The sequence below is a fragment of the Bacillus sp. FSL R9-9492 genome (assembly GCF_038007365.1).
In the GTDB taxonomy this organism is placed as follows: Bacteria; Bacillota; Bacilli; order Bacillales; family Bacillaceae_G; genus Bacillus_A; species Bacillus_A mycoides.
In genome coordinates, this window is the sequence record NZ_JBBOXC010000001.1 from 1,415,336 (window position 1) to 1,441,054 (window position 25,719).

Sequence of the window (25,719 nt, forward strand, 5' to 3'; positions counted from 1 at the left end):
TTGGAGAGGGAGGGTCGGAAATGTTAGTTGCATATGATTCTATGACAGGAAACGTGAAGCGTTTCATTCACAAATTAAATATGCCGGCCGTTCAAATTGATGAAGCTCTAGTATTAGATGAAGACTTTATTCTTATTACGTATACAACAGGTTTTGGAAATGTACCGGAACGTGTTTTAGACTTTTTAGAACGCAATAATGAAAAATTAAAAGGCGTATCTGCAAGTGGCAATCGTAATTGGGGAGACATGTTTGGTGCAAGTGCTGACAAAATCTCTACTAAATATGAAGTGCCTATTGTATCAAAATTTGAGTTATCTGGAACAAATAATGATGTAGAATATTTTAAAGAAAGGGTGCGGGAGATTGCGACACATTGAACTGAATAATGAAATCACGCAAATGCAGGACGGTTTTTATCAGCTTCATAAAGATAAAGAGGCATTAGAAGTCTTTATGGAAGAAGCTAGAGAGAATACCGTTCATTTTAATAGCGTGGCAGAGCGAATGGAGTATATGAAAGAACATGATTACTATTACAACGTTCTGGACGAGTATAGCTTGGAGGAAGTAGAAGGAGTTTATAACATCGCTTATGGTGAAAACTTCGAGTTCCAATCTTATATGGCAGCATCTAAGTTCTATAAAGATTATGCGTTAAAAACGAATGATCAAAAACAATACTTAGAAAGCTATGAAGATCGTGTAGCAATTGTGTCATTATACTTAGGACGCGGTGATGTTGCGAAGGCAAAACACTTCGCAAGCATGATTGTAAAACAAAACTACCAACCAGCGACACCAACCTTTTTAAATGCGGGACGAAGCAGAAGAGGAGAAATGGTGTCTTGTTTCTTGTTAGAAATGGATGATAGCTTAAATTCAATCGGCTTTAACATTAATACTGCAATGCAATTATCGAAAATCGGTGGTGGAGTAGCTTTAAACTTATCTAAGCTACGTGCACGTGGTGAGCAAATTAAAGGTATTGATAACGCCGCAAGTGGTGTAGTACCTGTTATGAAATTACTTGAAGATTCGTTTTCGTATGCGAATCAGTTGGGTTAACTTTATGGCTCAACTATAAAACCAGGTCAATTGCTGGAACGCCTGAGTATATCAAGGTAGGATACTACGAAGAAATTACGTAGCGAACCCTGAAAATCCAAGATTGCAGGAAATCAGCAGCCGAGCTCCTAAATTTATTAGATAAGGAGAAGGTTCAACGACCAAGTGGCTATGTAGGTGACTAAGTAGCTCGAACCTGGCTTCTCAAAACAACCAAATTCAAAGGGTGTATACAGTTATTATAGTTTATGCCATATTCATGTGCATCAAACATATGATAAATGGTTAAATGAAGAATTTGGCGAGAAGAAGATATGGTCTGAACTCTATAGCGATATAGAGAGGATAGCAGAAATGACTATCCCCCATACGTTTTGACGATATGGAGTAACAATATGCAACGAAAAGGTGCAGGTGCAGTATACTTAAACATTTTCCATTGGGATATTATTGAATTCCTTGATACTAAAAAAATCAATGCCGATGAGAAGAGCCGTATTCAGTCTCTATCAATCGGAATTATCGTTCCAAGTAAGTTCTTTGAACTTGCTGAGAAAAACGAACCTTTCCATGTTTTCGCGCCTTATACAGTATTTAAAGAGTACGGAAAACATTTAGATGATATAGATATCGACGAAATGTACGATGAATTAATGGGCAATCCGAAAGTGAAGAAGAAGCCATTAGATATTAGTGCGCGTGATATGCTGATTAAAATTGCTATGATTCAGCTTGAGTCTGGTTACCCATACTTAATGTTTAAATCAAATGCAAATAACCAGCATCCACTGAAGGATATTGGAACTGTGAAGATGTCGAACTTATGTACAGAAATCTTCCAGCTACAAGAAACTTCTGAAATAAATGATTACGGTACAGAAGACATTATCCGCCGTGATATTAACTGTAACTTAGGATCGTTAAATATCGTAAACGTAATGGAAAATAAAGAAATTCGTGAAGCAGTTCATGCGGGAATGGAAGCTTTAACAGCTGTTTCTGATATGACGATCATTCCGAATGCCCCAACTGTGAAAAAAGCAAATGATGAGCTTCATTCAGTTGGACTTGGAGCAATGAACTTACATGGATATTTAGCAAAAAATAAAATCGCTTATGAAAGTGCTGAAGCGAAAGAATTCGCTCGTACATTCTTTATGATGTTAAATTACTACTCGATTGAGAAAAGTATGGAGATCGCTAAAGAAAAAGGCGAAACATTTAAAGACTTCGATAAGTCTGATTATGCAAACGGCACATACTTTGAAAAGTATGAAACGACAGATTACAGCCCAGTAACTGGAACAGTTCAGCAATTATTTGAAGGAATTCATATTCCAACAAAAGAAGATTGGACAAGTTTAAAAGAGCAAGTACAGAAGAATGGTTTATACAACTCATATCGTCTTGCAATCGCTCCGACACAATCGATTAGTTACGTTCAAAATGCAACTTCAAGCGTAATGCCAATCGTAAATCAAATTGAATCAAGAACGTATGCGAATGCGACAACATATTATCCAATGCCGTATTTATCAAAAGATACGTTCTGGTACTATAAATCTTCTTACGATATGAATCAGTTTAAATTAATTGATTTAATCGCAGAAGTTCAAGAACATATTGACCAAGGAATTAGTACCATTCTTTATGTTAATAGTGATATTTCAACACGTGAGTTAGCACGTTACTACATTTATGCACATAAAAAAGGCTTGAAGAGTCTTTATTATACGAGAACACGTAAATTAAGCGTGGAAGAGTGCGTGGCTTGTACCGTTTAATATAAAAAGTGAGACATTATGAGCAGGGTTTTTCTGAACCCTGCTCATGCTTAGTTATCAATTTTTTATGTTTATTTAGAGAAGGGGCGATTTAATGCGTGCGGTAAACTGGAACAAAAAAGAAGATGATTTTAGTTTAATGTTTTGGAAGCAAAACATCGCTCAGTTTTGGACAGAAGAAGAAATCGCAGTGTCTTCTGACAAAAATACTTGGGCACAATTATCAAAAGAAGAGCAAATTGCTTATAAGCGTGTATTAGGTGGTTTAACACTTTTAGATACGAAACAAGGTGGCGAAGGGATGCCACTTGTACTTGTTCATCTTGAAAATTTACAAGCGAAAAGTGTATTAGCTTTCATGGGCGCTATGGAAGAAGTACATGCGAAGAGTTACAGCCATATTTTCACAACGTTAGCTACTGAAGAAGAAATTGATGATATTTTTGAATGGGTAGATAACCATCCATTACTTGAGAAAAAAGCTGGTATTGTTACTAGTTACTATCGTCGCTTATTAAAGCCTGAAGTAACGAAAAAAGAGTTATACATGGCAATGGTAGCAAGTGTGTTCTTAGAAAGTTACTTATTCTATAGTGGATTCTTCTATCCACTTTACTTAGCGGGTCAAGGTAAATTGACGGCAAGTGGTGAGATTATTAACTTAATAATTCGTGACGAGTCAATTCACGGCGTATTCGTTGGTATTTTAGCACAACAAATCTTCACAGAACTTTCTGCAGAAGAGCAACAAGAAGTACAAACGGAAACGCAAGAGTTATTAATGGAACTGTATGAAATTGAATTGGCATATACAGAAGAAATTTACACTTCTATCGGTCTTGTAGAGGATGTAAATCGTTTCGTTCGTTACAATGCGAATAAAGGACTTATGAACTTAGGACTTGAGCCGAAGTTTGAGGAAGAAGAAATTAACCCAATCGTTTTAAATGGTTTACGTACAGATACGAAAAACCATGACTTCTTCTCTGTAAAAGGAAATGGTTACGTAAAAGCAACGAATGTTGAAAAGTTAGCAGACGATGACTTCGTATTCAATTTTTAATATAGTGTTATAGAAAAAGCTGTCTTTATAGAAAAGACAGCTTTTTTGCTATGAATAGTTTACATAATGTTATTATTTCATGGAAATATTTTAATCTTGTAAAAGCCCAATTTTTGAGGAAGTGAGAATGAAAAAACAAGGATTAAAGTTTTATTTTTCATATTTAGTCGTATGAGAGATTGAATAACTTATGTCAAAATGAATAAAAAATGAGAAGAAATGAGGACCAACTCCACCTATACGTTCTTTTTAGTATTGAATTTTCAAATGCTAGAAATTTTGGCTTAAAAATTGCATGAATATTTAAAAAGTAACAAAAAGGGAGGTAATATGCGGTGTGATATATAGTCATTTGAAAACGCTTCCTTTTAACTGTCGATTTTTAAATGGAAATTAGATAGAGAAAGTAGGAGGAATGATAGGTGGGAAAAGTAGTTGGTTTAAAACGTTCATTAGGGCTTTGGTCAATTGTTATGCTAGGGGTCGGGTATATGACACCGATGGTTGGGTTTGATACATTTGGAATCGTTTCTGAAAAAACGGGTGGTCATGTTCCAGGAGCTTATCTTATTGCATTAGCAGGGATGTTGTTTACCGCTGCAAGCTACGGCAAAATGGTAAAGGTTTTTCCTACGGCAGGATCTGCTTATACGTATACACAGAAGACAATTAGTGCAAGGCTTGGGTTTCTTGTTGGATGGTCCGCATTATTGGATTATTTGTTTCTACCAATGGTGAACGCACTATTAACGAGAATTTATATGTCAGCATTTTTCCCAAGTGTTCCTAATTGGGTATGGGTCATTGGCTTTGTTCTCCTGATTACATTAATAAACATGATTAGCGTAAATGCTACTGCTAATTTCAATACTTTCTTAGTAATATTTCAGGTGTTAGTAATGGCCGTGTTTGTTTTTCTAGTTATAAAAGGTTTATTATCGGGAGAGGGAACAGGAGAAATCTTTTCCATTCAGCCGTTTTTTCAATCAGATATACAAATATCACCGTTAGTTGCAGGTGCGACAATTCTTTGTTTCTCGTTTTTAGGTTTTGATGCAGTAACTACATTTTCAGAAGAGACACCAAACGCGAAGAAAACAATTCCTCGAGCTATTTTTCTTACTGCTTTAATCGGCGGAGTTTTATTCATTACTACTACGTATTTTACACAATCTATGTTTCCAGATACATCTGTATTTAAAAATCAAGAATCAGCATCTCCAGAAATTGCACTATATGTTGGCGGGAAATTATTTCAAGCTTTCTTTTTAGTAGGAACCCTTATGGGGACACTTGCGTCCGGTTTAGCTTCTCATACAAGTGTATCCAGGTTATTATACGTAATGGGGCGAGATAATGTAATTCCGAAGAAAATATTCGGATACATTCATCCTCGCTGGAGAACCCCAGTATATAATATTATTTTTGTAGGAATTATTTCGCTCTTCGCTATATTCATTGATTTAGAAACAGCAGCATCTCTTATTAACTTTGGAGCGCTTATTGCATTTACATTTGTTAATTTGTCTGTAATTTCTTACTATATAATCAAGCAAAAAAGATATAAGACGATAAAAGATTTCTTAAATTACTTAGTTATGCCTATTTTGGGTGCTGCTACTGTAGCCGTACTATGGTTTAATCTCAATATCCATTCACTTATTTTGGGACTTTGCTGGGCTGCTATTGGAATTGGGTACCTTCTATATGTTACAAATATGTTCCGTTCAGCTCCTCCGCAAATGCATTTTGAAGAAGCACAGGAAATATAAAGTGAAACTATAATCAGTGGGGGGGTGTTCATCCCCCTCCGATTATTAGCCCTCACCAATCGGGCGTTTACGGGCAGCGGGGCTCCCACCTAACTTCTTTGCTCCAGCCGAATTTTGAGGTGGGAGTTTTACTGCCCACAAATAGCGGGATAAAAAAGAAAAAGACATCGGGAATGGATCCGATGTTTTTTTCTTTGAAGATTGGGTAACCATGCAGTATTGCATAATTCATTCAACGGTTCATAAGGAAGAGAGGCAAGTCTAGGGAGTATGGCTGAGAAATGATGATCAATATAGTATTTTCATTTGGCACAATTATTGCTTTGTACAATTAGTAAAAATATAAAAGCGGGGTGTTTTCAGTCACAAAGGTTAGAAGAACAATATTAATAGAATAAAAGAAAGGGATGATTGATTATGTATTATGATATTATTACGAGTCCGTGTTATGGAATAATTGAAAAAGTGTCTATCGATAAGGATTCTCGAATTTATGAATGGGAGCCATTATTCGCTATTAAAGATATGAATGGTAAACTGGAAGTAATTAAGATGGGATGTAGTGGAGAAGTTCAATCTTTAGAAGTAGAAGCGGGAGATAAAGTAATTCCAGGTATGGTATTAGCTTATATTCAAGAAGACCTTTTCGTTAGTGGTAGTGATTAATGATAGAACAATGAGGAAGATGGAGGCGTTCATCTTCCTTTTTTTATTAAGTAAAGAAAAAAACGTTTTATTTTCAGATTAATTAAAAAAATCTGTATTTAATGATACAATACAAATTATATAGTTCAAAGGAGGAATAGCAGCATGTTTTCCATTGCTCATAAAAAAATTAGACCTATTGTTTCTCTACCTATCGATCAATCTGAAAAGGAATGGAATATAGATGTTGAAAATATAAAAGAATCTTTTCTATTTTTAAAAAGAGAAGAGAAATTATTTGCATACGTTCATGTGAAGGATCTGCTATCAAATAGTAAGGAATTAACTTCTAAGCTATTACTTTCAAATGCTGTTTCACTAGATACAATATGTCATCTTAGTAAAGATATTTCTTTAACAGCTCTTTTTCAAATTATTGGAGCGCCGATTGCAATAGTAAAAAATGAAATGGATGAGCTAACAGGATATATAAGAAGAGAGGATGTTTTTGCAGAACTATTTAAACAAGAAAATCAGAGTGTTGATATATTAAAAATTATTTTAACGTCTATTCCAATGGGGATTTTTGTAGTAGATCGTGAAAAGAAAATTGTAAATTGCAATGAGTCTGGTTTGAAGATGATTAAATCGACTCCTGAAAAAGTTATGAATGTACCAGCAAAACTGATTTTTAACGAAGAGCACATTAATAACGTATTTACAACGGGAAAAACGATCTTGAATCAATTACAAATCACAAATGAGATGGGTGTATTAGTTGACTATAGTCCAATTCCAAACTTTGATCAAAGTATTGAAGGAATGGTTATTATTGTGCAAGATTTGCCGATGGTCGAGGACATGGCGATGGAAATTGAATATATAAAGGATTTAAATGAAGATTTACATGCAATCTTGTCTAGTATTTATGATGAAATATTAGTTGTTAATCATAAAGGGGAATTAATTCGTTATAGTGAAACTGTTATCAATGATTTTTGGGGGAGTAGTTTGAAAGACCTTTTAGGAAAAAATCTTTTAGAATTAGAAAATAAAGGATTATTCAGTCCTTCTGTTACGCGATTAGTGTTGGAAAAACAAAAAAAGGTATCAGTTGTACAAGAAACAAAAAGCGGAAGAAAAATATTAGCAGTGGGAAACCCTGTATTTAATGAAAACGGAGAGCTTCATCGTATTATTATTGCCTCAAGGGATATTACCGAAGCAACGAGATTGAAGACGGAATTACATGAAATAAAGAAGATATCAGAGCAATATAAGAAGGAGTTAGATGACTTTAAAAATAAAGATCGTTTTCTTAAGAAGCTTATTTACTGTAGTCCGAAAATGGAGCAAATTATTAACCAAGCTAAAAAAATAGCAGATTTTTCTTCCAATGTTCTTATTTCTGGAGAATCTGGCGTCGGAAAAGAAGTAATTGCTCAGGCAATTCATCAACTTGGAAACCGATCTTCAAAGCCATTTTTAAAATTAAATTGTGGTGCAATTCCAGAAACTTTGTTAGAAAGTGAACTATTTGGTTATACGAAAGGTGCTTTTACAGGAGCCGATAAAAATGGAAAAGAAGGATATTTTAAGCGGGCGGATCAAGGTATTTTATTTTTAGATGAAATTGGAGAAATGCCTTTACATTTGCAAGTGAAATTGCTTAGAGTCCTACAGGAACAAGAAGTAATTCCTATTGGAAGTACAATCCCTACGAAAATAAATGTACAAATTATTGCTGCTACAAATAAGAGTCTTGAAAAGATGGTGGAATCTGGAACATTCCGTGAAGATTTGTTTTATCGGCTAAATGTAATTCCGTTGCGAGTGCCTCCTCTACGAGAGCGAATGGAAGATGTTCCAGTACTTGCCTTTCATTTCTTGCAACAGTTAAATGAAAAATATAATAAAAATTATCATTTAACTCCAGATGCGCTTAGCTTACTAGAGTTTTACTCATGGCCAGGAAATGTACGTGAATTACAAAATATGATTGAACGTTTAGTAGTATCAGCAGATGATCCAGTAATTGAAGCGGAGTTTGTTAGTAAGTTTTTAACAACTGGTTATGACTTTAAAAAATCAAAACCAGCTATTACAAGAGTATTACCATTACAAGAAGCACTACATTCTGTAGAAGAACAATTGATTTTACTTGCAATGAAGCAGTACAAAACAACGACTAAGGCTGCAAAAGCTCTTGGAATCAGCCAATCTTCAGTGAGTCGTAAATATCAAAAGATTGTTAGTGAAAAAGGGATAGCGGCTGATATCATCTCTTATTCCTAAAAAAGGAGAAGGTCACATAGACTTCTCCTTTTTGTGTGCGCTCAGCATGTACATATTCTCTAGGAGTCAAGTCCCGAGTGGTGAAGGCGGTAGCGGAAATGATTAACATTCCGTTTTATGCAAAATGGAATAGTGTATGCGAGAGTGCATAAATTGTTTATTGTTTTTAAGAAAATAGTCAGTTTATGTATGATTCCTTTGGATTTTAAAGATTGGCATGAAAATTGCTTATAAATATATAAATGATCGATGAAGGGGGATTCAATATAGTGCTAGATTTAAAAATGTATGTAAACGGTGAATGGAGAGACTCTAGTGATCAAGAAAAAAGAACGATTATTAACCCTGCGAATGGCAAGGGTATAGCATATGCACCTGAGGGAACGATTGAGGATGCAAAATACGCGATAGAAGTGGCAAGAACGGCTTTCGATAGCGGAATTTGGTCAGCAACATCCACTGCTGAAAGGGCATCATATTTATTTAAAATAGCAGATGAAATTGATAAAAATATGGAAGAATTAGTATACCTTGAAACAATGGATAATGGAAAAACGTACCGTGAGGCAGAAGGAGATATTGGAGATGCAGCGGCTTGTTTTCGCTATTATGCCGGATTGATTACAAAGCCAGATGGTCAAACATATCATGTAGCCGATCCGATGCAAGCGATGGTTGTAAGAGAGCCAGTTGGTGTTTGTGGATTAATTGTTCCATGGAATTATCCGCTATTGATGAGTGTATGGAAAATTGCACCTGCTTTAGCAGCTGGAAATACAATTGTGTTTAAACCTTCTGAAGTGACACCAATCACTGCAACAAAGCTATTCGAAATCCTTGAAAAAGTAGGGCTACCAAAAGGTGTTGCCAATATGGTAATGGGGGCCGGTCCAATAGTAGGAAATGAAATTGCAGCGAGTAATAAAGTGGACATGATTTCCTTTACAGGTGGAACAAAAACAGGTAAGCACATTATGAGAACAGCGGCAGATAATATGAAAAAGATTTCGTTAGAACTTGGAGGGAAATCTCCAAATATTATTTTTGCAGATGCAGATTTTGAGACCGCTATTGATTATGCTCTATTCGGTATTTATGCAGGTAGCGGACAAGTATGTTCAGCTGGATCAAGAATCCTTGTCGAAGAAAATATTTATGATAAATTTGTTAATAGTTTTGTAGAGCGAGCACAGCAAATTAACGTTGGACCTGGTGATAATCCAGAATCAGAAATGGGGCCACTTGTAAGTCAAGAACATATGGAAAAAGTATTACGCTATATTGAAATTGGGAAAGACGAAGGTGCAAACGTTGCTTGCGGAGGTAGACGAATAATGGAGGATGGAAAAGGTGATGGTTTCTTTATTGAACCAACAGTCTTTGTCAATGTAAAACCTGATATGCGCATTGTCCAGGAAGAAATCTTCGGTCCTGTTGTAGTAATTCAAAAGTTTAAAGACGAACAGGAAGCAATTGAGTTGGCAAACGGTACAGACTATGGTTTGGCTGGAGGAGTATTTACAGTCGATGGTGCAAAAGCAATGCGTGTGATTCGCAAACTTCGCGCAGGAATTACGTGGATTAATAGCTATCATCCAACATACAATGAGGCGCCTTGGGGCGGATATAAGCAAAGTGGTATAGGTCGTAGTCTAGGAACGTTTGGTTTAGAAGAATTTCAAGAGATTAAGCAGATTAATATAAATCTAGAAGTAGAACCTATTGGTTGGTTTGCAAATAAAAAAAATGTAGAGGTGAATTAGATGGAAACGAACGTGAAAAATAAATTGAATGAGAAAGAATCAAATGTAAATGAGTATATTACGAAAGTACTACAGTTAATTGAAAAAGAAAAGGTTACTGAAGAAGAGGCAAACTGGATTCAAAAAGAAACAGTAGATGGATTTAGAGAGCATGTAAACCCTGGTTTTCTTGCTTATAGAAAAACAGTAACAAAAGATGGACAATTTGCAGCAGTAGAATGGTCAGATGAAGGATCTTGCTTCATGGATATTAATGGTAAAAAGTATATTGACTGTTTAGGTGGATTTGGAATTTATAATGTTGGTCACCGTAATCCGAAAGTGGTAAAAGCTGTAACGGATCAATTAAAGCGTCAAGCATTGCACAGTCAGGATTTACTAGATCCACTTCGAGCAATGCTTGCAAAGATTTTAGCGGATATTACACCTGGTGATTTGAAATATGCCTTCTTCACAAATAGTGGAACAGAAAGCGTAGAGGCAGCATTAAAACTAGCAAAAATGTATAGTGAACGAACAACTTTCATTGCTACAACGCGTGCTTTCCATGGTAAGAGCCTTGGTGCTTTATCTGGGACGGCAAAAGGAATGTTCCGTAAGCCATTTTTACCATTAATTCCGGGTTTCCGTCATGTTCCGTTTGGCGATATTGATATGATGAGAAAAACATTTGAGACATGTGCATTAGTGGGAGAAGATGTTGCAGCAGTTATTTTAGAACCAATTCAAGGAGAGGGCGGTATTATTTTACCTCCAGAAAATTATTTGAAACAAGTACGAGAGCTTTGTGATGAGTTTGGATCACTCCTTATTTTTGATGAAGTACAAACTGGAATGGGACGTACAGGAAAAATGTTTGCTGCAGAATTATATGATGTCGTGCCGGATATTATTTGTCTTGCGAAGGCGTTTGGTGGAGGTGTAATGCCAGCGGGAGCTATTGTTGCGAAAGAAACAGTATTCAAAAGTTGGTTTGAAAATCCATTTATGCATACAACAACATTTGGAGGAAATCCACTTGCATGTGCTGCTGCAATTGCAACAATCCATGTTTTATTGGGAGAGAAATTACCGGAACGAGCGATGGAAGTTGGAGAGTATTTCTTAAATGGATTGAAACAAGCAGCAGAAGGACACGAAGATAAAATCTTTGAAATTCGTGGTCAAGGTTTAATGATTGGGATTGAATTCCATAAAGACGAGATTGGTTATGAAGTGTCAAAGGCGATGTTTGATCAAGGCATTCTTGTTGCGGGAACATTAATTAATTCAAAAACTATTCGTATTGAACCATCCCTTACAATTAGTTATGAAGAAGTAGATACAGTTATTAATACGTTTAAATCTGTGCTAACTCAAGTAAAAGTAAAATAAATTTTGTATAAGGTTATATGTGAATTCAAACGATTGAAACTATAATTAGAATAGATTTACCTGTATGTTATTACAGGAAGGCAGTGTAACGAAAAGTTACACTGCCTTTTTATTACATTTTTTGTTGTAAGTATTTACATGTAATTTGTCTTGGTGTACTATTTAACTAACACACTAAGACAGGAGGGGAGAAATGAAAATTGAGTTTTCTCCAAATACACCAATTTACATTCAGGTAATGGAATACATAAAGAAAGAAATTGTAACGGGTCATTTATTGCCTGGCGATAAAATTCCCTCCGTACGTGAATTAGCGAGTGATTTACAAGTAAATCCAAATACGATTCAACGTACATTTCAAGAGTTAGAGCGGGATGGAGTTGTTGTAACACGTAGAGGAATGGGGCGATATGTAACGAATGAAGGGGAGAAAATTATGGAGCTGCGAAAAGATATGGCGAAAGAATTGCTTCATTCTTTTATAAATGGAATGGACAATTTAGGTTTTTCAGAAGAAGAAATTCTTTCAATTCTTAGTTCTTCATTAAATAAGAAAAGGGAGGAGAACGAATGACAGAGCTATTAAAAATAGAAAATCTATGGAAGCGATACGGATTGAAAGCAGTAATCCGGGAATTAAACATAGAGATTACAGAAGGGAAAATCGTTGGGCTTGTTGGAGATAACGGGAGCGGGAAAACGACGTTATTGAAAATGATTGCAGGCTTGCAGCACCCTTCTGAAGGTAGTATTACAATAGATGGTAAAAAGGTAGGATTAGAGACGAAAAAAATCGTTTCATTTATGTCCGATAAGCCAGTCTTTGATGATTGGATGACTGTAAAAGATGCTTTATTTTTCTATAGAGATTTTTATAAAGACTTCGATATTCAAAAAGCAGTAGATACGATTGTGGAATTCAAAATACCGTTAGAAGAAAAAATTAAAGCATTGTCAAAAGGGATGATTGAGAAGCTGCAAATTATTTTAACATTTTCTCGAAAAGCGAAGTTATACGTACTGGATGAACCGCTTGGCGGGATTGATCTCGTTTCTAGGGAGCATGTACTTGAGCTAATCCTTAAATTTTATCGTGAAGATTGTACGCTGCTTATATCAACTCATTTAATAAGAGAAATCGAAAATATATTTGATGAAGTAATCTTTTTGAAAGATGGAGAAATAATATTGCATGAAAATGTGGAAGAACTACGATTTCAAAAGGGGAAAGCAGTACATGAGCTGTTTAAGGAGGCCTATGAGAAATGAGTCAGCTTTTTCTTTATCTGTATAATTGTAATAAGAGAAAAATAGCCATTATTTACTTCGGATTTATTACAGTTTCATTAATTCTTTTATTTAACATGAAAGGAGTTTCAGGAGCTAGAATTTCAGGTAGGCAAGATATAATCATTATTATATTTTTTATCGTACTAGGTATAAATGGATTCGCAATTCTTCTAACAGGTATATCGTCTTTTCGAAAAATGCTAAAAAACTCTATGCTACGTTGTACTTCTATTTCAGCACAAAAGTATATATGTGCAAATGTTTTATTTTGTGTACTACTCTTTATGATTTTGCTAGGAATAGGAATCATTTTTCTATACTATTTTTCTTTAAATATTTATAATGGAAAAACAGATTTAGGTGTTCAGCAAGCAATCCACAGTTTATATGATTATGGATTATTACATCATATGTTATCTATTTTCTTATGGGGACTAGATTTTGTTAATATGCTAGTTTCTATTTATTTAATTATCGTAATTACGAAGCTATTCAATGTGAAATCATCGATGAGTAAGATTGTTTGCGTAATCTTATTCGTTGTTTTTATCGCATTTAATGGGGGAATAACGTATATCTTTCAGCAAATAGAAAAGTATGTGTTTGCCATAAATAATATTGGATTTATAGATCAAAACGGCTTTTTAAATACATCATTTTATTCTGGTACAGATATTACAGTTTTAAATCTATGTTTTAACTGTTTATTAACAATTATATTATTAGTAGTTACAGGTCGCATCATCGACAAAAAACTAGAAGTTTAAAGGAGGAATCATCATTGGGAAATGTAGTAGTGAAATTAGAAAATGTCCGAAAAAAAATCGGTAGAACAGAAATTATTCGGGGCTTATCATTTGAGGTTCGTGAAGGAGAGGTATACGGATTCCTTGGACCGAACGGTAGCGGTAAGACGACGACAATTCGTATGATGACAGGTCTTATTTCTATGACAGAAGGCGATATTACAATTTGTGGTCATAGTATTCGCACAGAGCGTGAAAAGGCGCTAGAGCAAATTGGAGCGATTGTAGAAAATCCCGAGCTATATGATTATATGACTGGAATGCAAAATTTAAAGCATTTTGCGAACATGGCGATTACCCCAATTAGTAAAGAGCGCATCGCTGAAATTGTAAAGCTTGTTGAATTAGAGCATGCGATTCATAAAAAGGTGAAAACATACTCACTTGGTATGAAACAGCGTTTAGGAATTGCGCAGGCGTTACTTCATCAGCCGAAAATCTTAATTTTAGATGAACCGACAAATGGATTAGATCCAGCTGGTATTCGCCAAATTCGTGATTATTTACAACGATTAGCGAAAGAAGAAAATATTGCAGTCATTGTATCAAGTCATTTATTAAGTGAAATTGAATTAATGTGTGATCGTGTAGTTATTATAAAGCAAGGTGAGTTTGTACAAGAGTATAACTTACATGAACAAGCGAAGCATGATGAAACAGTTGTAGTTGCATTTGAAGTAGATCAAGTTCAAAAAGCGAACGAAATTATTAAAGGTAAAGTACAAGGAAATGTAGCTGTGGCATCTGTAATGAAAGAAGAGATTCCGCAAATTGTAAAACAGTTAGTGAATGCTGATGTACTCGTATATGGTGTTACTGTTCAAAATAAAACGTTAGAGGATGAGTTCTTAGCGATTACAGGGGGAGTGAAAGCGTAATGTTTAAATTAATTCAAAATGAATTTTTAAAGTTACATGCGAAAAAAGGTATGTACATTTTAATAGGTGTAATTGCAGCATTGGAGATTTTGGGAGTTTTAGCGATGCTGAAATGGGGAGGAGGAAATGAGTTTAAAGGATCATATTTAGATTTTGTAAGTTCAGAGATTGGTTTAATTACCTTATTTGCAACAATTTTTGGAATTACGATTGCGTCTCGTACAATTACTGATGAGTTCCAAAAAGGTACAATTAAGCAGTTATTAATCCGTCCGAGAAAACGAATTACAGTTTTGTTCTCTAAATATATTACAGTTTTACTTACTATATTATTTATCATATTTGCTAGCACGTTAATCTCAATGATTATTGGCGGGATTGTAATGGATGGTAGTAAAACAGGAGTAACGTTAGGAATCGTAATGAAGTCCATTTTATATCAAGTACTTTCACCGTTCTTCTTTGCAACTCTTTCATTTTGCTTAGCTAATGTATTTAGAAATTCTGTATTACCATTAATTATTTCGTTGTTCTTATTCTTCTTACAAAGTGCAATTACAATGGTGCTTATGATGTTTGCTAAAGGTGTTGCAAAGTTTGTTGTATTCTCGCATTTAAATTTAAGTGTGTACGACAGCAATAAATTAGTAAGTGGCGGAGTAGAACCACCATTTACAGAATTTACGTTTACAACTTCATTATTACTTGTAGTTGCATACTTTGCTGTATTACTTGTAGCATCAAGTGTATTATTCCAAAAACGTGACGTATTATAATCGAAAAAATCCCCGTGTTAACGGGGATTTTTATTAACCAGCTTTTTTGATTTATGTAGCTTTTAAGTGTGGCAGATACATATTTACTTAGGAACATAATTGTAACTAAGTTGAAGAACATTGATATGGTATATCAAATAGGATCGTTATTATATAATTTAATACGTATATTATTCGGAATAAAGTGAGAAAAATAGGGAGATTTTCAACTATATTCATATTATAATTTAGTTATCCGGCCATTTGTGGAGAAGGGCTACCCATAAAATACTGAATAAAGTTTCACTTTATATCATCTCTGGAGGTGTTCCATATGCAACATGCATTTTCACGTATAAGGCTACGTAGTTTTTTTGGATGGATGATTATAGGGATGTTCCTGACGATGATTCCATTAAGGTTATCAGGTGCTTCTGACAATACGATAGAGTTACTGTCACAAATATCAATATTTTTTGCATTTCCACTATTGTGGCTATATTTAAAAACAAGTAAAAATAATGTTGTTTTTAAAAGCTTTTTTGATAAGCCTGGACGTTTACATTGGGGGTTAATTGTATTAGCAACGATCATGGGAATGATTTTTGCAGTCGGTATATCCCAAATTCAATTTTATATTTTAGCACATACTTTACCTAATTTCTTAGTTACCATGTTAGAAGATGGAAATGTAATTAATACGAGTAACATATACATGACGATATTTACTTTCATTTCAGCATGTGTATTAGCCCCAATAATGGAAGAGGTTATTTTTAGAGGTTTTTTCTTGCAGCGAATGGCGTACAAATGGGGGATTAAACGAGCGGTTATTATATCCTCTCTTATTTTTGGACTAGGACATTTTGATGTTATCGGTGCTTTCATGTTCGGTGTTATTATGTGCCTTCTATACATAAAGACAAAAAATATATGGACGAATATTGCTGTGCATGCTCTAAATAATTTGATTGCAACGAGTATGCAATTTGTAGGTGGAGAGGGAAGTGACGCAATCTCGATTACGGAATTACAAGCACAAAGTAATTTATGGATCGGCATTGGGCTTACGGTCGTCGGGTTACTTTGGTTAATCCCTTACATTTGGAAACAATGGCGTACAGTAAAAGAAGTTGGTGTGCCACCGATTCGTTTCATAAATGAAGAAAAAGTAGTGAATACATCAGAAGGAAATGAAATATATAGTCAAGTGATAGTAACAGATAGATTGATGGCTGTAGAACTACCTGATGAAGCTGTAAATAAGCTTCGGTTAGAAGAAAATGATTATGTAACAGTTTCTGTAGAAGAAGATAAAATTGTTATAAAGAAAGCGCATAATAGATAATTAAAAAGTAGCTCCTAAAGAGCTACTTTTTAATTTGTAATAATCTCTACACGAAAATTATTACCGTTCTTTACATATTTAATATCTGTAACGATCCGAACGGTTTTTAGAAGTTCAACTTTTTCACCAATTCGAGGGATGGTCGGAACATTGTCCCAAATACCAAGCAAGTCATCTAATTGTGCCGTTTTTTCATAAAACCAGATTTTCAATGTAAAGCCCCTTTCTCGAACTTTATGTATTTTAATACATGATATATCATTTTTATTCTTAATGTAAGGGATTTTTACTCTTTTTGTGAATAAAGATGAATTAAACTTCTGGGAATATATGTTCAATGTCCGGAGTAAGAGCTACTTCTGATAATACGATATGAGAAACTGTCGTTGCATATGAAGAAACATCATTGATAAATTCTTCAAGTTCAACGAGTGAAGGAACAGAGATTTTTACAATGTAGCATAAGCTTCCTGTTACTCGGTAACAAAAACTTGCAGATGGATAAGACTGAATAAACTGTTGCATACGTGTTGTATCACCATTTTTTAAAGTGATTTCTAAAATACAATCTAAAACAAGTCCTGCTTTTTTATAATTGATATCGATTGTGTATTTTTGAATAATCCCCTCACTTTCAAGTTTACGTACACGTTCTGTAGTAGACGGAGCTGATAAGTTTACTCGTTTTGCTAATTCACGCATCGAAAGGCGGCTATCATTATATAATTCATTTAAAATTTTTCGATCAACACGGTCTAATTGCATTTGTAAATATACCTCCAGTAAAATGATAATTTTTGTAAAGAAAAATTTAAAATTAAGATTCATATGAAATGTAAAGTGAACTTTATTTATTTTACAATAAAAAAGAAGGAAATAGGAGGGGAAATGATGGAGAGAATTACATTATCAAATGTAGGAGATACAAAGTTTCAAAAATTATTAGGTCATAATCCAGATATATTAAATTCGTGGAGTACGTTAGAGAATACACTGTATAGTACAGGGGCCCTTTCCGTAGAGTTAAAGGAGCAAGTAAGAAGAACATTAGCGTTTGGGAATGAATGTCCGTACTGTATGGCAAAGGGAAAGCCGGATGATATACAAAAAATAGAAGAAATTAGCGTAGCCGTTACTTTTGCACATGCATTTGTTCATGACCAAAAGGCGATAGATGATAATATGTTTCATATATTAAAACAATATTGGACTGAAAAAGAAATTGTAGAGCTTTGTGCCTATATTTGTTTTATTACTGCTTCGCAGCAACTTGGTTTTCTGTTTCAATTACAGCCCAATTAATTAGGAGGATATTATGCTTAATCAAGCAGCACTTATAATCATTGATGTACAGGAAGCATTCAACTTACCATACTGGGGCGTGAGGAATAACCTTTTGGCGGAAGAAAATATGAAAAGTTTGTTAGAAGAATGGAGAAAAAGAAAACTACCAGTTTTTCATATTCAACATGTAAATAAAGAAAATGTTCAATCGATGTTTTATCAACATGCGGAAACGGTAAACTTTAAAGAAGAAGTGCAACCAATGCCAGATGAAATAATAATCCAGAAATCCGTTAATAGCGCGTTCATTGGGACAAATTTGGAAGAACAATTAAGAGAACAAAAATGTAATACGGTAGTGATTGTAGGATTAACAACAAATCATTGTGTGGAGACTACAACACGGATGGCAGGTAATTTAGGGTTTACAACGTATTTAGTGAGCGATGCGACGGCTACATTCAATCGTAAAGGTCTGGACGGGACAGAGTATAGTGCAGAGGACATTCACAATATGACACTTGTAAACTTACATGATGAATTTGCCAAAATCGTTACGACTGAAGGTGTTTTAAAATTATTTTAAGAAAATAATTGTGGAATTATGTAGAAAAAAATAAGAATATTTCGTATAATCTAAGTATAATCATTTTGAAAATAGGGGTGTCATCATATGGAGCAAATTCCAGTAAAGAAAATAGAAGAAGTACTCGTTTTAGCAGGAGATGATAAACAAAAGCAAAAGGAATTTTATGAATTGCTCTTAACAACGGAGTTTTATGTTGCTGGTTCACTTGAAGCAGAAGACGGGGCAACGGAAGGAACACTTCGTTTGCGTCATTTCCAAGGAGAGGGTAGATGGATCGTTCCGTTCTTTACACAATTGAAATTTGTAAAAGATGTGTTGCCAGAAGGTACACCCCTTATTACGATACGTGGAAAAGAATTATTGGGTAGCATCGAGAAAGATGCGACAGCTGTATTAAATGTTGGAACAGATATGAGTAAAACATTTATTCCAGAAGAAATTGCAGAGATAGCATCAGGACGAATCTTTAATTATTATAAGTAAAAGGAAAAGCTTAGCAGCTTTTCCTTTTTAATTTGAACATGGAGTGGCTATACCAGAAGAAATAGAAACAGTTTTGTTAGTTGTATTTATTGTTGCTGTAGCTCCGAGGGGAATACCGATATTTGGACTTATATGTCCAATCGGTAAACCGAATAACACAGGTATATTATATGGCGTGAAATATTCATATAATATTGTTTGCAATGATTGAGATGGCTTAGAAGGGTTGCAGTCGTGACAACTTGTAAAAATAACGCCGCTGCATTCATTAAACTGTCCAGATAAAAGTAGTTGATTTAACATCCGGTCAATGCGGTACGGTTCTTCACCAATATCTTCAAGCAATAAAAGTTTATTTGACGTATTTATCTCATAGGGCGAGCCAATTATACTTGTTAACACAGTTAAATTCCCTCCAACTAATGTGCCTGTAACTGTACATGGAGAGGTAGGTACGATACATTCTGATGCATATAAGATAGATGAATATGGATGGAATAGTTGATTGAAAGAAGATAAGGAGAGAGAATCTATACCTTTTCCTAATTCTTCAATCATTGGACCATGAAAAGTAACCAGCTCTGCATAACGTGAAAAGGCAGTATGTAAAGCCGTAATATCGCTATATCCCCAAAAAATCTTTGGATTCCGTTGAATGATTTCATATTGAATGTAAGGGAGGAGACGAGCGCTGCCGTAACCACCTCGTGCACAAAAGACTGCTTTGACCTCAGTATTTGTAAATGCTTCATGTATATCATCAAGACGAACTTGATCACTTCCAGCTAAATATCCATATTTTTCATAAACACTCTTTCCAATTATTACGGATAATCCCATCTCTTGTAATACGTTCACACCGTTTAATATATTCTCAAGTGTTGGTGGGCCAGACGGTGCAATAACCATTACTGTATCACCTTTTTGCAAAGCATTTGGATAAATCATTGTTCTCAGCCTCCTTCTCTTTCAATATATTCGCTTGAGCGAAAGTTCAATCCTTGTAAAAGAAGGGGAAAGCATGTCATATAAAGAAGGTATAGGGAAAGTAGGAGGGAAAATGATGTTTACAAGTCGAGTAATAGATATATTACAAATTAAGTATCCGATCATTCAAGCAGGTATGGCAGGAGCGATTACAACGTCAGAACTTGTTGCAGCTGTGAGTAATAGCGGAGGATTAGGTACGCTTGGAGCAGGGTATATGAGCCCAGAACAAATCCGTGAAGCGATTTATAAAATAAGGGAACTAACAAATAAGCCTTTCGGTGTTAATTTACTTTTAACGAAAGAGATACAGATAGAAGAAGAGAAGGTAAACGAGGCGAAAGTATTACTTAGTGGAGTGAATAGAGAATTAGGTATAGAGGAAGAAAAGACTTTAAAACTTCCAAAAAGCTATAAAGAACAATTACAAGTATTATTAGAGGAAAAGGTACCAGTCGTTAGTTTTGCATTTCAAACGTTAGAAAAAGAAGAAATAGATGATTTGAAAAAGGAAGGGATAAAAGTTATCGGAACAGCTACCCATGTAGCGGAAGCGAAAGCACTTGCTAGGTTAGGGGTAGATATTATTGTCGGGCAAGGTAGCGAGGCAGGAGGGCATAGAGGAACGTTTATTGGGAAAGAACAAGATGCGATGATTGGTACATTTGCATTAATCCCGCAATTAGTAGCGGAAGTACCTCATATCCCGATTGTTGCAGCAGGTGGTGTAATGAATGGGCAAGGGCTTGTTGCGGCATTTGCGTTAGGGGCAGAGGCTGTTCAAATGGGATCAGCCTTTTTAACGAGTGAAGAAAGTATTACGCATGACGTGTATAAAGAGGCGATTTTACATAGTACAGATACGAGTACAACGGTAACCCGTGCGTTTTCCGGGAAATATGCACGGGGTATTCGTAATGAATTTATAGAGAAACATGAAGGAAGAGAAGAGAATTTACCGATGTATCCAGTGCAAAACGTATTAACTTCAAAAATACGTCAAGAAGCAGCGAAGCAAAATAAGGAAGAGTATATGTCGCTTTGGGCGGGACAAGCATCATCATTAGCACGAACGGAATCAGCTCAGCACGTAGTGAAACGTGTCATGAAAGAAGCAGAGAACGTAATTGAACAATTACAAGATGTATATAAAAAAAGACCACTTGAATAATTCAAGCGGTCTTTTCGTTAGTTTGCTTTATAAAATTGTTGGATAGCTTCGTCGATGTAAACCCAGCCTTTCCAACCTAAGTGCATATGATCTTTTAAGAAGTACTTATCATATTCATGATTTGAGAAATCAGCAATTGGATAGCCAGCTTGCTTAATTTGCTCATGAACTTTATTGTAGTATAATTCGCGTTTTTCTTTCGGGAAGCCAGCGTAATCATACCAAGGACCTTTTACAGGAACAGAAATGAAGAGCGGTTTTGCGCCAGATTGTTTTAATAAATCAAGTACAATTTGTAAATCTTCATATTCTGGTGATTGGTCATAAGCATCATTTTTCAAGTAACCTTCACGTTGTTTTAATTTCTTCTTAATTTTGCTATTGAAGTAATCATCTTCGATACCATATTGGTTAGAGCTTGATTCTACTGCACCTGTTTGATCAGCATGCTTACGAGCTTCTTCCCAGTTCATTTGTTTCAATGATGGATCAAGCTGTTCTTTATGCGGCTTAATATTAAACATAACTGTAAATAAATCTTTACGATCTAGAATGTTACGATAAATATAAGCGAAAGGTTTAGCAGCAAGTGCTTTTACTTTATACTTTGTATCATCGTAGGCGATACCTTCAAGCGAAATTTTTAATAAAGTTTCTTTTTTAACAATCTCAAAGTTTAATAAGCGTTTTGCAATTTGTTTTTTCATTTCAGGTTTTAAATCATCGTTGAAAATGAAGTGGTAACCTTGTTGTTTTGAAAAGTTAGGTGCAAAGTGTGTCTCATCAATACCTTGTGGTACAAACCATTGCGGAGAAAGAACGAATATCATTTTCTTATCTTTCAATTGATCCATTGTAGATGTGAAGTTTAATACATGTACAAGGTCTTGTGTTCCACCGCGCCCAAGTAGGAATGGTGTGAATCCTTCAGGCTTTACTTTGAAATAATTCGATGGATGGAAAGCATCCATACGTGCGAATTCCGATGAACCGTACATCGGAAGATATTTCGGGTCTGCTAACATCTTTTGCTGTAAAATCATACTTTGAATCTTTTCTTCTTTTAAAGAAGTCGCAGCTTGTTCTACTTTCTCATCACTTAAAAGTGGGAGTAGGAAGCGCGTAGGAATAAGTAAGAATACAGCAAAAAGGGCCAATGCTAAAAGCATCGGACCAAATTTCACTTTGTTCATCGGATTTCTTCTAACTTTTTAATAACCATATTTGGTGTAGCCCACTCATCGCGGTCAAAATCAGAAATAGAAACTTCAATCTCTAAACGCTCTTGGAATTCTACTAATAAAGATACTACAGCGAAAGAATCAAGAATACCTTCTTCAAATAATTGAACATCTAAGTTTTCTTTCACAATATCGTTTTCACATACTTCTTCTAAAATATCTAATACTTGCTCTTTGAATTCTGCCATTTTTAAAATCTCCTTTATATCCGAAATATATTATATGTGCAACTTCTTAATAGTATAAGAAGGGTGCATTAAAAGTATCTGTTAAGGTGTCCAGAGAAGATCAGGAAACCGAAACATACAACGTGGAACGTAATTACAATCGCAAGGACGTGTGTAAATTTATTGTTTGGCCAAAACTTATGCTTCTTGTTTTTTCGTTCGAAAATATCGAATAAGATAAACAAGGCAGCGTGATAAAGACCATAAATAATGTATTGATACACATGCTCACCAGTAATATGCCATATTCCCATGATGAAAAAGTTTAAAAATGCACCGATATACGAAATTGTGTAACGGTTCTTAATTAACTTTTTCTTCGTTGCGAAAAAGACGAAACGCATGTAAATAAAGTCACGGAACCAGAATGATAAACTCATATGCCAGCGGTTCCAGAAGTCTTTAATGTTACGACTAATGAAGGGTTTATTAAAGTTTTCTGGAGTTTTAATTCCCATCATATAACTTACACCAATTACAAATGAGCTATAACCAGCAAAGTCAAAGAATAAATATAAGCTATAGCTATACATGTAAATCATATTTGATAGGATTGTATCTTGCTGAGCGAATGCCGGATCCATAAAATATTGCTTTATTAAGTAAGCAATAATAAATTTATACAAGAAACCTTGGAAAATACGGTTTAGCCCTGTATATAGTAAATTTTGATATTCTTCTGCACTAGGTGGCTTTTGAATATCTTTTTGGAATCTGCGGTAACGATCGATAGGTCCCGTTGAGATAGCTGGGAAGAATAAAACGAATTCCCAGAAATTAAAGAAGGAAAGTTCTTTAATTAAGTTATCACGAACTTCAAATACCATTTGTACTGCTCTAAATGTTACATAGGACATTCCTAAAAATACAACAAACTTTAGCTCAGGTACAAACGGTGCAATTTTTGCTAAAACAAGCGGTAAAATCGACAAAATAACAGCCATATAAAACCTAAATGTACTATTATTTTGTTTTCTTAACATTAAATAGCCTTTAATAAGGGCATATTGCCAAATAATAAATGCGGCTAACATGATTGCTTGCTTCGGTTTATCAGAGAAGATAATAACGAGCATTACTAATGTTAAAACGGCATTATATTTACGCAACATTTTACCTTTTAATCCAGCTATGATAGTAGGTATTAATAAAATGCCTACTATAGCGAAAAAATAAAATGATCCATATGCGGTCATGCTGTAACCTCACTCAATAATTTTTTGCGATCTACCTTTCCATTTGGTGTCATTGGAATAGAAGAGTGATACATGAATTTACGTGGAATCATGTAATTTGGTAATCGCTCATTGAGTTCTTTTTTGATTGCAGATGTTAATTTGAATTCTTTTTCAAACGAATGCTCTCCAGGAACAACAACCGCTAATAAGTAATCATATTTTTCACCTTTTTTAATTGGAACAACAACTGCACCTTCTACGTAAGAACACGCGCGAAGATGATGTTCGATTTCTTCTAATTCCATTCGATAACCATGAAGCTTAATTTGGAAATCAAGACGACCATTATAGAATAGAAGACCATTTTCTACATAGCCAGCATCACCTGTTTTATAGGCGCGCTCACCATCAATCATGGTAAATACTTTTTCTGTTAATTCAGGGCTTCCTAAATAGCCAACGCTTACGCTTGGACCGACAATTACGATTTCACCTTTTTCACCGTCAGGTGCAATTGTACCATCTTCTTTCATAATAAGAAGGCGACAGTCTGATTTACAGTAGCCAACTGGAAGTGATTTGTATTGATCAAGCACTTCTTCTGTAACGTGAATGCCTGTTACAGCAACAGTAGCTTCTGTTGGACCGTACGTATTCATAATTGCTGCTTTCGGGAAACGCTCAATTAATTTTCTAGCAACTTCATTTGGTAACACTTCACCGCAGAATAAGAATGTTTTCATGTTTGGTAGCATACTTTCAGAGAAAGAGGCTTCCATTAAACACATTTCTGCGAAAGATGGTGTCGAAGTCCATACTTGTATATCCGATTGCTCTAAAGAAGCAAACAAGTCTTTTGGACGTGCAATCATATCTTTATCGATTGCCCAAAGTGTACCACCTGTTACTAACGATGGGTAAATATCCATTACAGATAAATCGAATGAGAAAGGTGCTTGGTTTAAGAATACTTGCCCTGTTTGTAAGTTGAAATCTTCTACAGCCCATTTTGTAAAGCTAACAAGACAGTTATAAGTAATCTGAACCCCTTTCGGATTACCTGTACTTCCTGATGTGTAAATAATGTAGAAGTTCTCATCACCTTTTACCGCATGTTCAGGATTTGGAATGTTCCCTTTATGAGTAAAGAAAATATCTTTTAAGTTGTCTTCACTTACAATGCGAACTGGTAAATCAGTTACAGTTACTTCAGTTCCTGATAAAAGTAATTTCGCACCAGAATTTTCAGCGATACGTTGTACGCGATCAGCTGGGATAGATAAATCTACAGGAATGTAAGCATGTCCAGCTTTTACACAACCTAAAAAGTTAATAATCATTTCAGGTTGCATATGGCCATAAACCATAATTGGTGAACGATCATCTGGATACTCAGAAGAAATCCAATGTGCTAACGCATCAGAATCTTCCTTTAATTGTTTGTACGTAATTTTCGCATCTCGCCAAACAAAAGCGGTTTGATCAGGCGTTTCTACAGCCCACTTTTCAATTTGTTCTAATAACTTCATAACGTTCCCACCCTAAAATTCGTTGTAAATAAATGTACTTGTGTTTGTATCATGGAATCCATACAACCAAAGCAATGCAAATAAAATTGCAAGGTAATAAACCGTCTTTGCAACCCATTGTGTGAGTGGTTGAGACCATATCTCTTTTAATCTTTCCATGTCTTTCCCTCGCTTAATGAAATAATAGCT

25 protein-coding genes and 2 pseudogenes are annotated in these 25,719 nt (G+C 34.9%); 19 read left to right on the forward strand and 8 right to left on the reverse strand.

The window, feature by feature from the left end:
• Window positions 1-20 precede the first annotated feature (20 nt).
• The 15 genes and pseudogenes from nrdI to MKY70_RS07240 all read left to right on the forward strand — a co-directional run bounded on the left by nrdI (window position 21) and on the right by MKY70_RS07240 (window position 16,841).
• Entirely contained in the window at window positions 21-380 is a 360-nt protein-coding gene (nrdI, locus tag MKY70_RS07170) for a class Ib ribonucleoside-diphosphate reductase assembly flavoprotein NrdI (protein ID WP_000959445.1), read from the forward strand.
• Window positions 367-1,065 (forward strand): annotated as a pseudogene (locus tag MKY70_RS07175) (ribonucleotide reductase N-terminal alpha domain-containing protein); the annotation flags it as partial. The gene nrdI and the pseudogene MKY70_RS07175, both read left to right, overlap by 14 nt.
• Window positions 1,066-1,466: 401 nt before the next feature.
• Window positions 1,467-2,852: pseudogene (locus MKY70_RS07180) on the forward strand (ribonucleoside-diphosphate reductase subunit alpha); the annotation flags it as partial.
• 94 nt (window positions 2,853-2,946) lie between these two features.
• Window positions 2,947-3,915, forward strand: coding sequence for a class 1b ribonucleoside-diphosphate reductase subunit beta (gene nrdF, locus MKY70_RS07185; protein ID WP_002011508.1), 969 nt, complete (start codon window positions 2,947-2,949; stop codon window positions 3,913-3,915).
• A gap of 422 nt (window positions 3,916-4,337) precedes the next feature.
• Window positions 4,338-5,687: an APC family permease gene (locus tag MKY70_RS07190; protein ID WP_078175598.1), complete on the forward strand. Its 1,350-nt coding sequence runs from the start codon at window positions 4,338-4,340 to the stop codon at window positions 5,685-5,687.
• 417 nt (window positions 5,688-6,104) lie between these two features.
• The gene (locus MKY70_RS07195; RefSeq protein ID WP_002011502.1) at window positions 6,105-6,353 is read left to right on the forward strand and encodes a hypothetical protein; all 249 of its coding nucleotides are present in this window, start codon (window positions 6,105-6,107) and stop codon (window positions 6,351-6,353) included.
• A 144-nt stretch (window positions 6,354-6,497) separates the two neighbouring features.
• Window positions 6,498-8,627 carry a sigma 54-interacting transcriptional regulator gene (locus tag MKY70_RS07200; protein WP_341023796.1) on the forward strand — a complete coding sequence of 710 codons (2,130 nt, stop codon included), beginning with the start codon at window positions 6,498-6,500 and terminating at the stop codon, window positions 8,625-8,627.
• A 269-nt stretch (window positions 8,628-8,896) separates the two neighbouring features.
• On the forward strand, window positions 8,897-10,390 hold the full coding sequence (locus MKY70_RS07205; protein WP_002168836.1) for an aldehyde dehydrogenase family protein: 1,494 nt from the start codon (window positions 8,897-8,899) through the stop codon (window positions 10,388-10,390).
• Window positions 10,391-11,764, forward strand: a complete 1,374-nt coding sequence (locus MKY70_RS07210) for a putrescine aminotransferase (RefSeq protein ID WP_060750612.1) — start codon at window positions 10,391-10,393, stop codon at window positions 11,762-11,764. It begins immediately after the preceding gene.
• Between the two features lie 193 nt (window positions 11,765-11,957).
• Complete coding sequence (locus MKY70_RS07215; RefSeq protein WP_341023800.1) at window positions 11,958-12,338, forward strand: GntR family transcriptional regulator; 381 nt, start codon at window positions 11,958-11,960, stop codon at window positions 12,336-12,338.
• Entirely contained in the window at window positions 12,335-13,033 is a 699-nt protein-coding gene (locus MKY70_RS07220) for an ABC transporter ATP-binding protein (RefSeq protein ID WP_002086785.1), read from the forward strand. The genes MKY70_RS07215 and MKY70_RS07220 overlap by 4 nt, the downstream gene beginning before the upstream one ends.
• Window positions 13,030-13,821, forward strand: coding sequence for an ABC transporter permease (locus MKY70_RS07225; protein WP_341023802.1), 792 nt, complete (start codon window positions 13,030-13,032; stop codon window positions 13,819-13,821). The genes MKY70_RS07220 and MKY70_RS07225 overlap by 4 nt, the downstream gene beginning before the upstream one ends.
• 14 nt (window positions 13,822-13,835) lie before the next feature.
• Window positions 13,836-14,738 (forward strand): ABC transporter ATP-binding protein, encoded by a 903-nt coding sequence (locus MKY70_RS07230; RefSeq protein ID WP_002030591.1) that lies wholly within the window; start codon window positions 13,836-13,838, stop codon window positions 14,736-14,738.
• Window positions 14,738-15,514, forward strand: a complete 777-nt coding sequence (locus MKY70_RS07235; RefSeq protein WP_002064410.1) for an ABC transporter permease — start codon at window positions 14,738-14,740, stop codon at window positions 15,512-15,514. The genes MKY70_RS07230 and MKY70_RS07235 overlap by 1 nt, the downstream gene beginning before the upstream one ends.
• Before the next feature lie 313 nt (window positions 15,515-15,827).
• Window positions 15,828-16,841, forward strand: a complete 1,014-nt coding sequence (locus MKY70_RS07240) for a CPBP family intramembrane glutamic endopeptidase (RefSeq protein WP_088034960.1) — start codon at window positions 15,828-15,830, stop codon at window positions 16,839-16,841.
• A 29-nt stretch (window positions 16,842-16,870) separates the two neighbouring features.
• Here MKY70_RS07240 and MKY70_RS07245 read toward each other — a convergent pair whose 3' ends face one another.
• Window positions 16,871-17,053 carry a DUF3913 family protein gene (locus MKY70_RS07245; RefSeq protein WP_000707108.1) on the reverse strand — a complete coding sequence of 61 codons (183 nt, stop codon included), beginning with the start codon at window positions 17,051-17,053 and terminating at the stop codon, window positions 16,871-16,873.
• Window positions 17,054-17,153: 100 nt separating this feature from the next.
• On the reverse strand, window positions 17,154-17,606 hold the full coding sequence (locus MKY70_RS07250) for an Lrp/AsnC family transcriptional regulator (RefSeq protein WP_002030598.1): 453 nt from the start codon (window positions 17,604-17,606) through the stop codon (window positions 17,154-17,156).
• 123 nt (window positions 17,607-17,729) lie between these two features.
• Between MKY70_RS07250 and MKY70_RS07255 the strand changes: the two genes are divergently transcribed.
• The 3 genes from MKY70_RS07255 (at window position 17,730) to MKY70_RS07265 (ending at window position 19,197) form a co-directional block, all read left to right on the forward strand.
• A complete protein-coding gene (locus MKY70_RS07255) occupies window positions 17,730-18,143 on the forward strand; it encodes a carboxymuconolactone decarboxylase family protein (protein WP_170935223.1) in 414 nt (137 codons plus the stop codon).
• Between the two features lie 13 nt (window positions 18,144-18,156).
• Window positions 18,157-18,711, forward strand: coding sequence for a cysteine hydrolase family protein (locus MKY70_RS07260; RefSeq protein ID WP_033730616.1), 555 nt, complete (start codon window positions 18,157-18,159; stop codon window positions 18,709-18,711).
• A gap of 87 nt (window positions 18,712-18,798) precedes the next feature.
• A complete protein-coding gene (locus tag MKY70_RS07265) occupies window positions 18,799-19,197 on the forward strand; it encodes an SseB family protein (RefSeq protein WP_002011614.1) in 399 nt (132 codons plus the stop codon).
• A 27-nt stretch (window positions 19,198-19,224) separates the two neighbouring features.
• Here the strand turns inward: MKY70_RS07265 and MKY70_RS07270 are convergent, their stop codons facing one another.
• Complete coding sequence (locus tag MKY70_RS07270) at window positions 19,225-20,145, reverse strand: S66 peptidase family protein (protein WP_341023805.1); 921 nt, start codon at window positions 20,143-20,145, stop codon at window positions 19,225-19,227.
• Between the two features lie 73 nt (window positions 20,146-20,218).
• Here MKY70_RS07270 and MKY70_RS07275 point away from each other — a divergent pair, with 73 nt between their 5' ends.
• The gene (locus MKY70_RS07275; RefSeq protein ID WP_341023807.1) at window positions 20,219-21,355 is read left to right on the forward strand and encodes an NAD(P)H-dependent flavin oxidoreductase; all 1,137 of its coding nucleotides are present in this window, start codon (window positions 20,219-20,221) and stop codon (window positions 21,353-21,355) included.
• A gap of 17 nt (window positions 21,356-21,372) precedes the next feature.
• Here MKY70_RS07275 and dltD read toward each other — a convergent pair whose 3' ends face one another.
• From dltD to MKY70_RS07300, 5 genes are all read right to left on the reverse strand, one after another.
• Window positions 21,373-22,548, reverse strand: a complete 1,176-nt coding sequence (dltD, locus tag MKY70_RS07280; RefSeq protein ID WP_341023808.1) for a D-alanyl-lipoteichoic acid biosynthesis protein DltD — start codon at window positions 22,546-22,548, stop codon at window positions 21,373-21,375.
• The gene (gene dltC, locus MKY70_RS07285; protein ID WP_002011622.1) at window positions 22,545-22,784 is read right to left on the reverse strand and encodes a D-alanine--poly(phosphoribitol) ligase subunit DltC; all 240 of its coding nucleotides are present in this window, start codon (window positions 22,782-22,784) and stop codon (window positions 22,545-22,547) included. The genes dltD and dltC overlap by 4 nt, the downstream gene beginning before the upstream one ends.
• Window positions 22,785-22,852: 68 nt before the next feature.
• Window positions 22,853-24,019: a D-alanyl-lipoteichoic acid biosynthesis protein DltB gene (gene dltB, locus MKY70_RS07290; protein ID WP_002186338.1), complete on the reverse strand. Its 1,167-nt coding sequence runs from the start codon at window positions 24,017-24,019 to the stop codon at window positions 22,853-22,855.
• On the reverse strand, window positions 24,016-25,530 hold the full coding sequence (gene dltA / locus MKY70_RS07295) for a D-alanine--poly(phosphoribitol) ligase subunit DltA (RefSeq protein WP_002140951.1): 1,515 nt from the start codon (window positions 25,528-25,530) through the stop codon (window positions 24,016-24,018). The genes dltB and dltA overlap by 4 nt, the downstream gene beginning before the upstream one ends.
• 12 nt (window positions 25,531-25,542) lie before the next feature.
• Window positions 25,543-25,689, reverse strand: a complete 147-nt coding sequence (locus MKY70_RS07300) for a teichoic acid D-Ala incorporation-associated protein DltX (protein ID WP_002011626.1) — start codon at window positions 25,687-25,689, stop codon at window positions 25,543-25,545.
• Between the last annotated feature and the right edge of the window lie 30 nt (window positions 25,690-25,719).

Excerpts from the sequence above, each read along its gene's own strand:
- nrdI (WP_000959445.1), top strand. The coding sequence starts at position 21 with ATGTTAGTTGCATATGATTCTATGACAGGAAACGTGAAGCGTTTCATT.
- nrdF (WP_002011508.1), top strand. The coding sequence starts at position 2,947 with ATGCGTGCGGTAAACTGGAACAAAAAAGAAGATGATTTTAGTTTAATG.
- MKY70_RS07195 (WP_002011502.1), top strand. The coding sequence starts at position 6,105 with ATGTATTATGATATTATTACGAGTCCGTGTTATGGAATAATTGAAAAA.
- MKY70_RS07200 (WP_341023796.1), top strand. The coding sequence starts at position 6,498 with ATGTTTTCCATTGCTCATAAAAAAATTAGACCTATTGTTTCTCTACCT.
- MKY70_RS07210 (WP_060750612.1), top strand. The coding sequence starts at position 10,391 with ATGGAAACGAACGTGAAAAATAAATTGAATGAGAAAGAATCAAATGTA.
- MKY70_RS07215 (WP_341023800.1), top strand. The coding sequence starts at position 11,958 with ATGAAAATTGAGTTTTCTCCAAATACACCAATTTACATTCAGGTAATG.
- MKY70_RS07220 (WP_002086785.1), top strand. The coding sequence starts at position 12,335 with ATGACAGAGCTATTAAAAATAGAAAATCTATGGAAGCGATACGGATTG.
- MKY70_RS07225 (WP_341023802.1), top strand. The coding sequence starts at position 13,030 with ATGAGTCAGCTTTTTCTTTATCTGTATAATTGTAATAAGAGAAAAATA.
- MKY70_RS07235 (WP_002064410.1), top strand. The coding sequence starts at position 14,738 with ATGTTTAAATTAATTCAAAATGAATTTTTAAAGTTACATGCGAAAAAA.
- MKY70_RS07240 (WP_088034960.1), top strand. The coding sequence starts at position 15,828 with ATGCAACATGCATTTTCACGTATAAGGCTACGTAGTTTTTTTGGATGG.
- MKY70_RS07250 (WP_002030598.1), bottom strand. The coding sequence starts at position 17,606 with ATGCAATTAGACCGTGTTGATCGAAAAATTTTAAATGAATTATATAAT.
- MKY70_RS07255 (WP_170935223.1), top strand. The coding sequence starts at position 17,730 with ATGATGGAGAGAATTACATTATCAAATGTAGGAGATACAAAGTTTCAA.
- MKY70_RS07260 (WP_033730616.1), top strand. The coding sequence starts at position 18,157 with ATGCTTAATCAAGCAGCACTTATAATCATTGATGTACAGGAAGCATTC.
- MKY70_RS07265 (WP_002011614.1), top strand. The coding sequence starts at position 18,799 with ATGGAGCAAATTCCAGTAAAGAAAATAGAAGAAGTACTCGTTTTAGCA.
- MKY70_RS07270 (WP_341023805.1), bottom strand. The coding sequence starts at position 20,145 with ATGATTTATCCAAATGCTTTGCAAAAAGGTGATACAGTAATGGTTATT.
- MKY70_RS07275 (WP_341023807.1), top strand. The coding sequence starts at position 20,219 with ATGTCATATAAAGAAGGTATAGGGAAAGTAGGAGGGAAAATGATGTTT.
- dltD (WP_341023808.1), bottom strand. The coding sequence starts at position 22,548 with ATGAACAAAGTGAAATTTGGTCCGATGCTTTTAGCATTGGCCCTTTTT.
- dltC (WP_002011622.1), bottom strand. The coding sequence starts at position 22,784 with ATGGCAGAATTCAAAGAGCAAGTATTAGATATTTTAGAAGAAGTATGT.
- dltB (WP_002186338.1), bottom strand. The coding sequence starts at position 24,019 with ATGACCGCATATGGATCATTTTATTTTTTCGCTATAGTAGGCATTTTA.
- dltA (WP_002140951.1), bottom strand. The coding sequence starts at position 25,530 with ATGAAGTTATTAGAACAAATTGAAAAGTGGGCTGTAGAAACGCCTGAT.
- MKY70_RS07300 (WP_002011626.1), bottom strand. The coding sequence starts at position 25,689 with ATGGAAAGATTAAAAGAGATATGGTCTCAACCACTCACACAATGGGTT.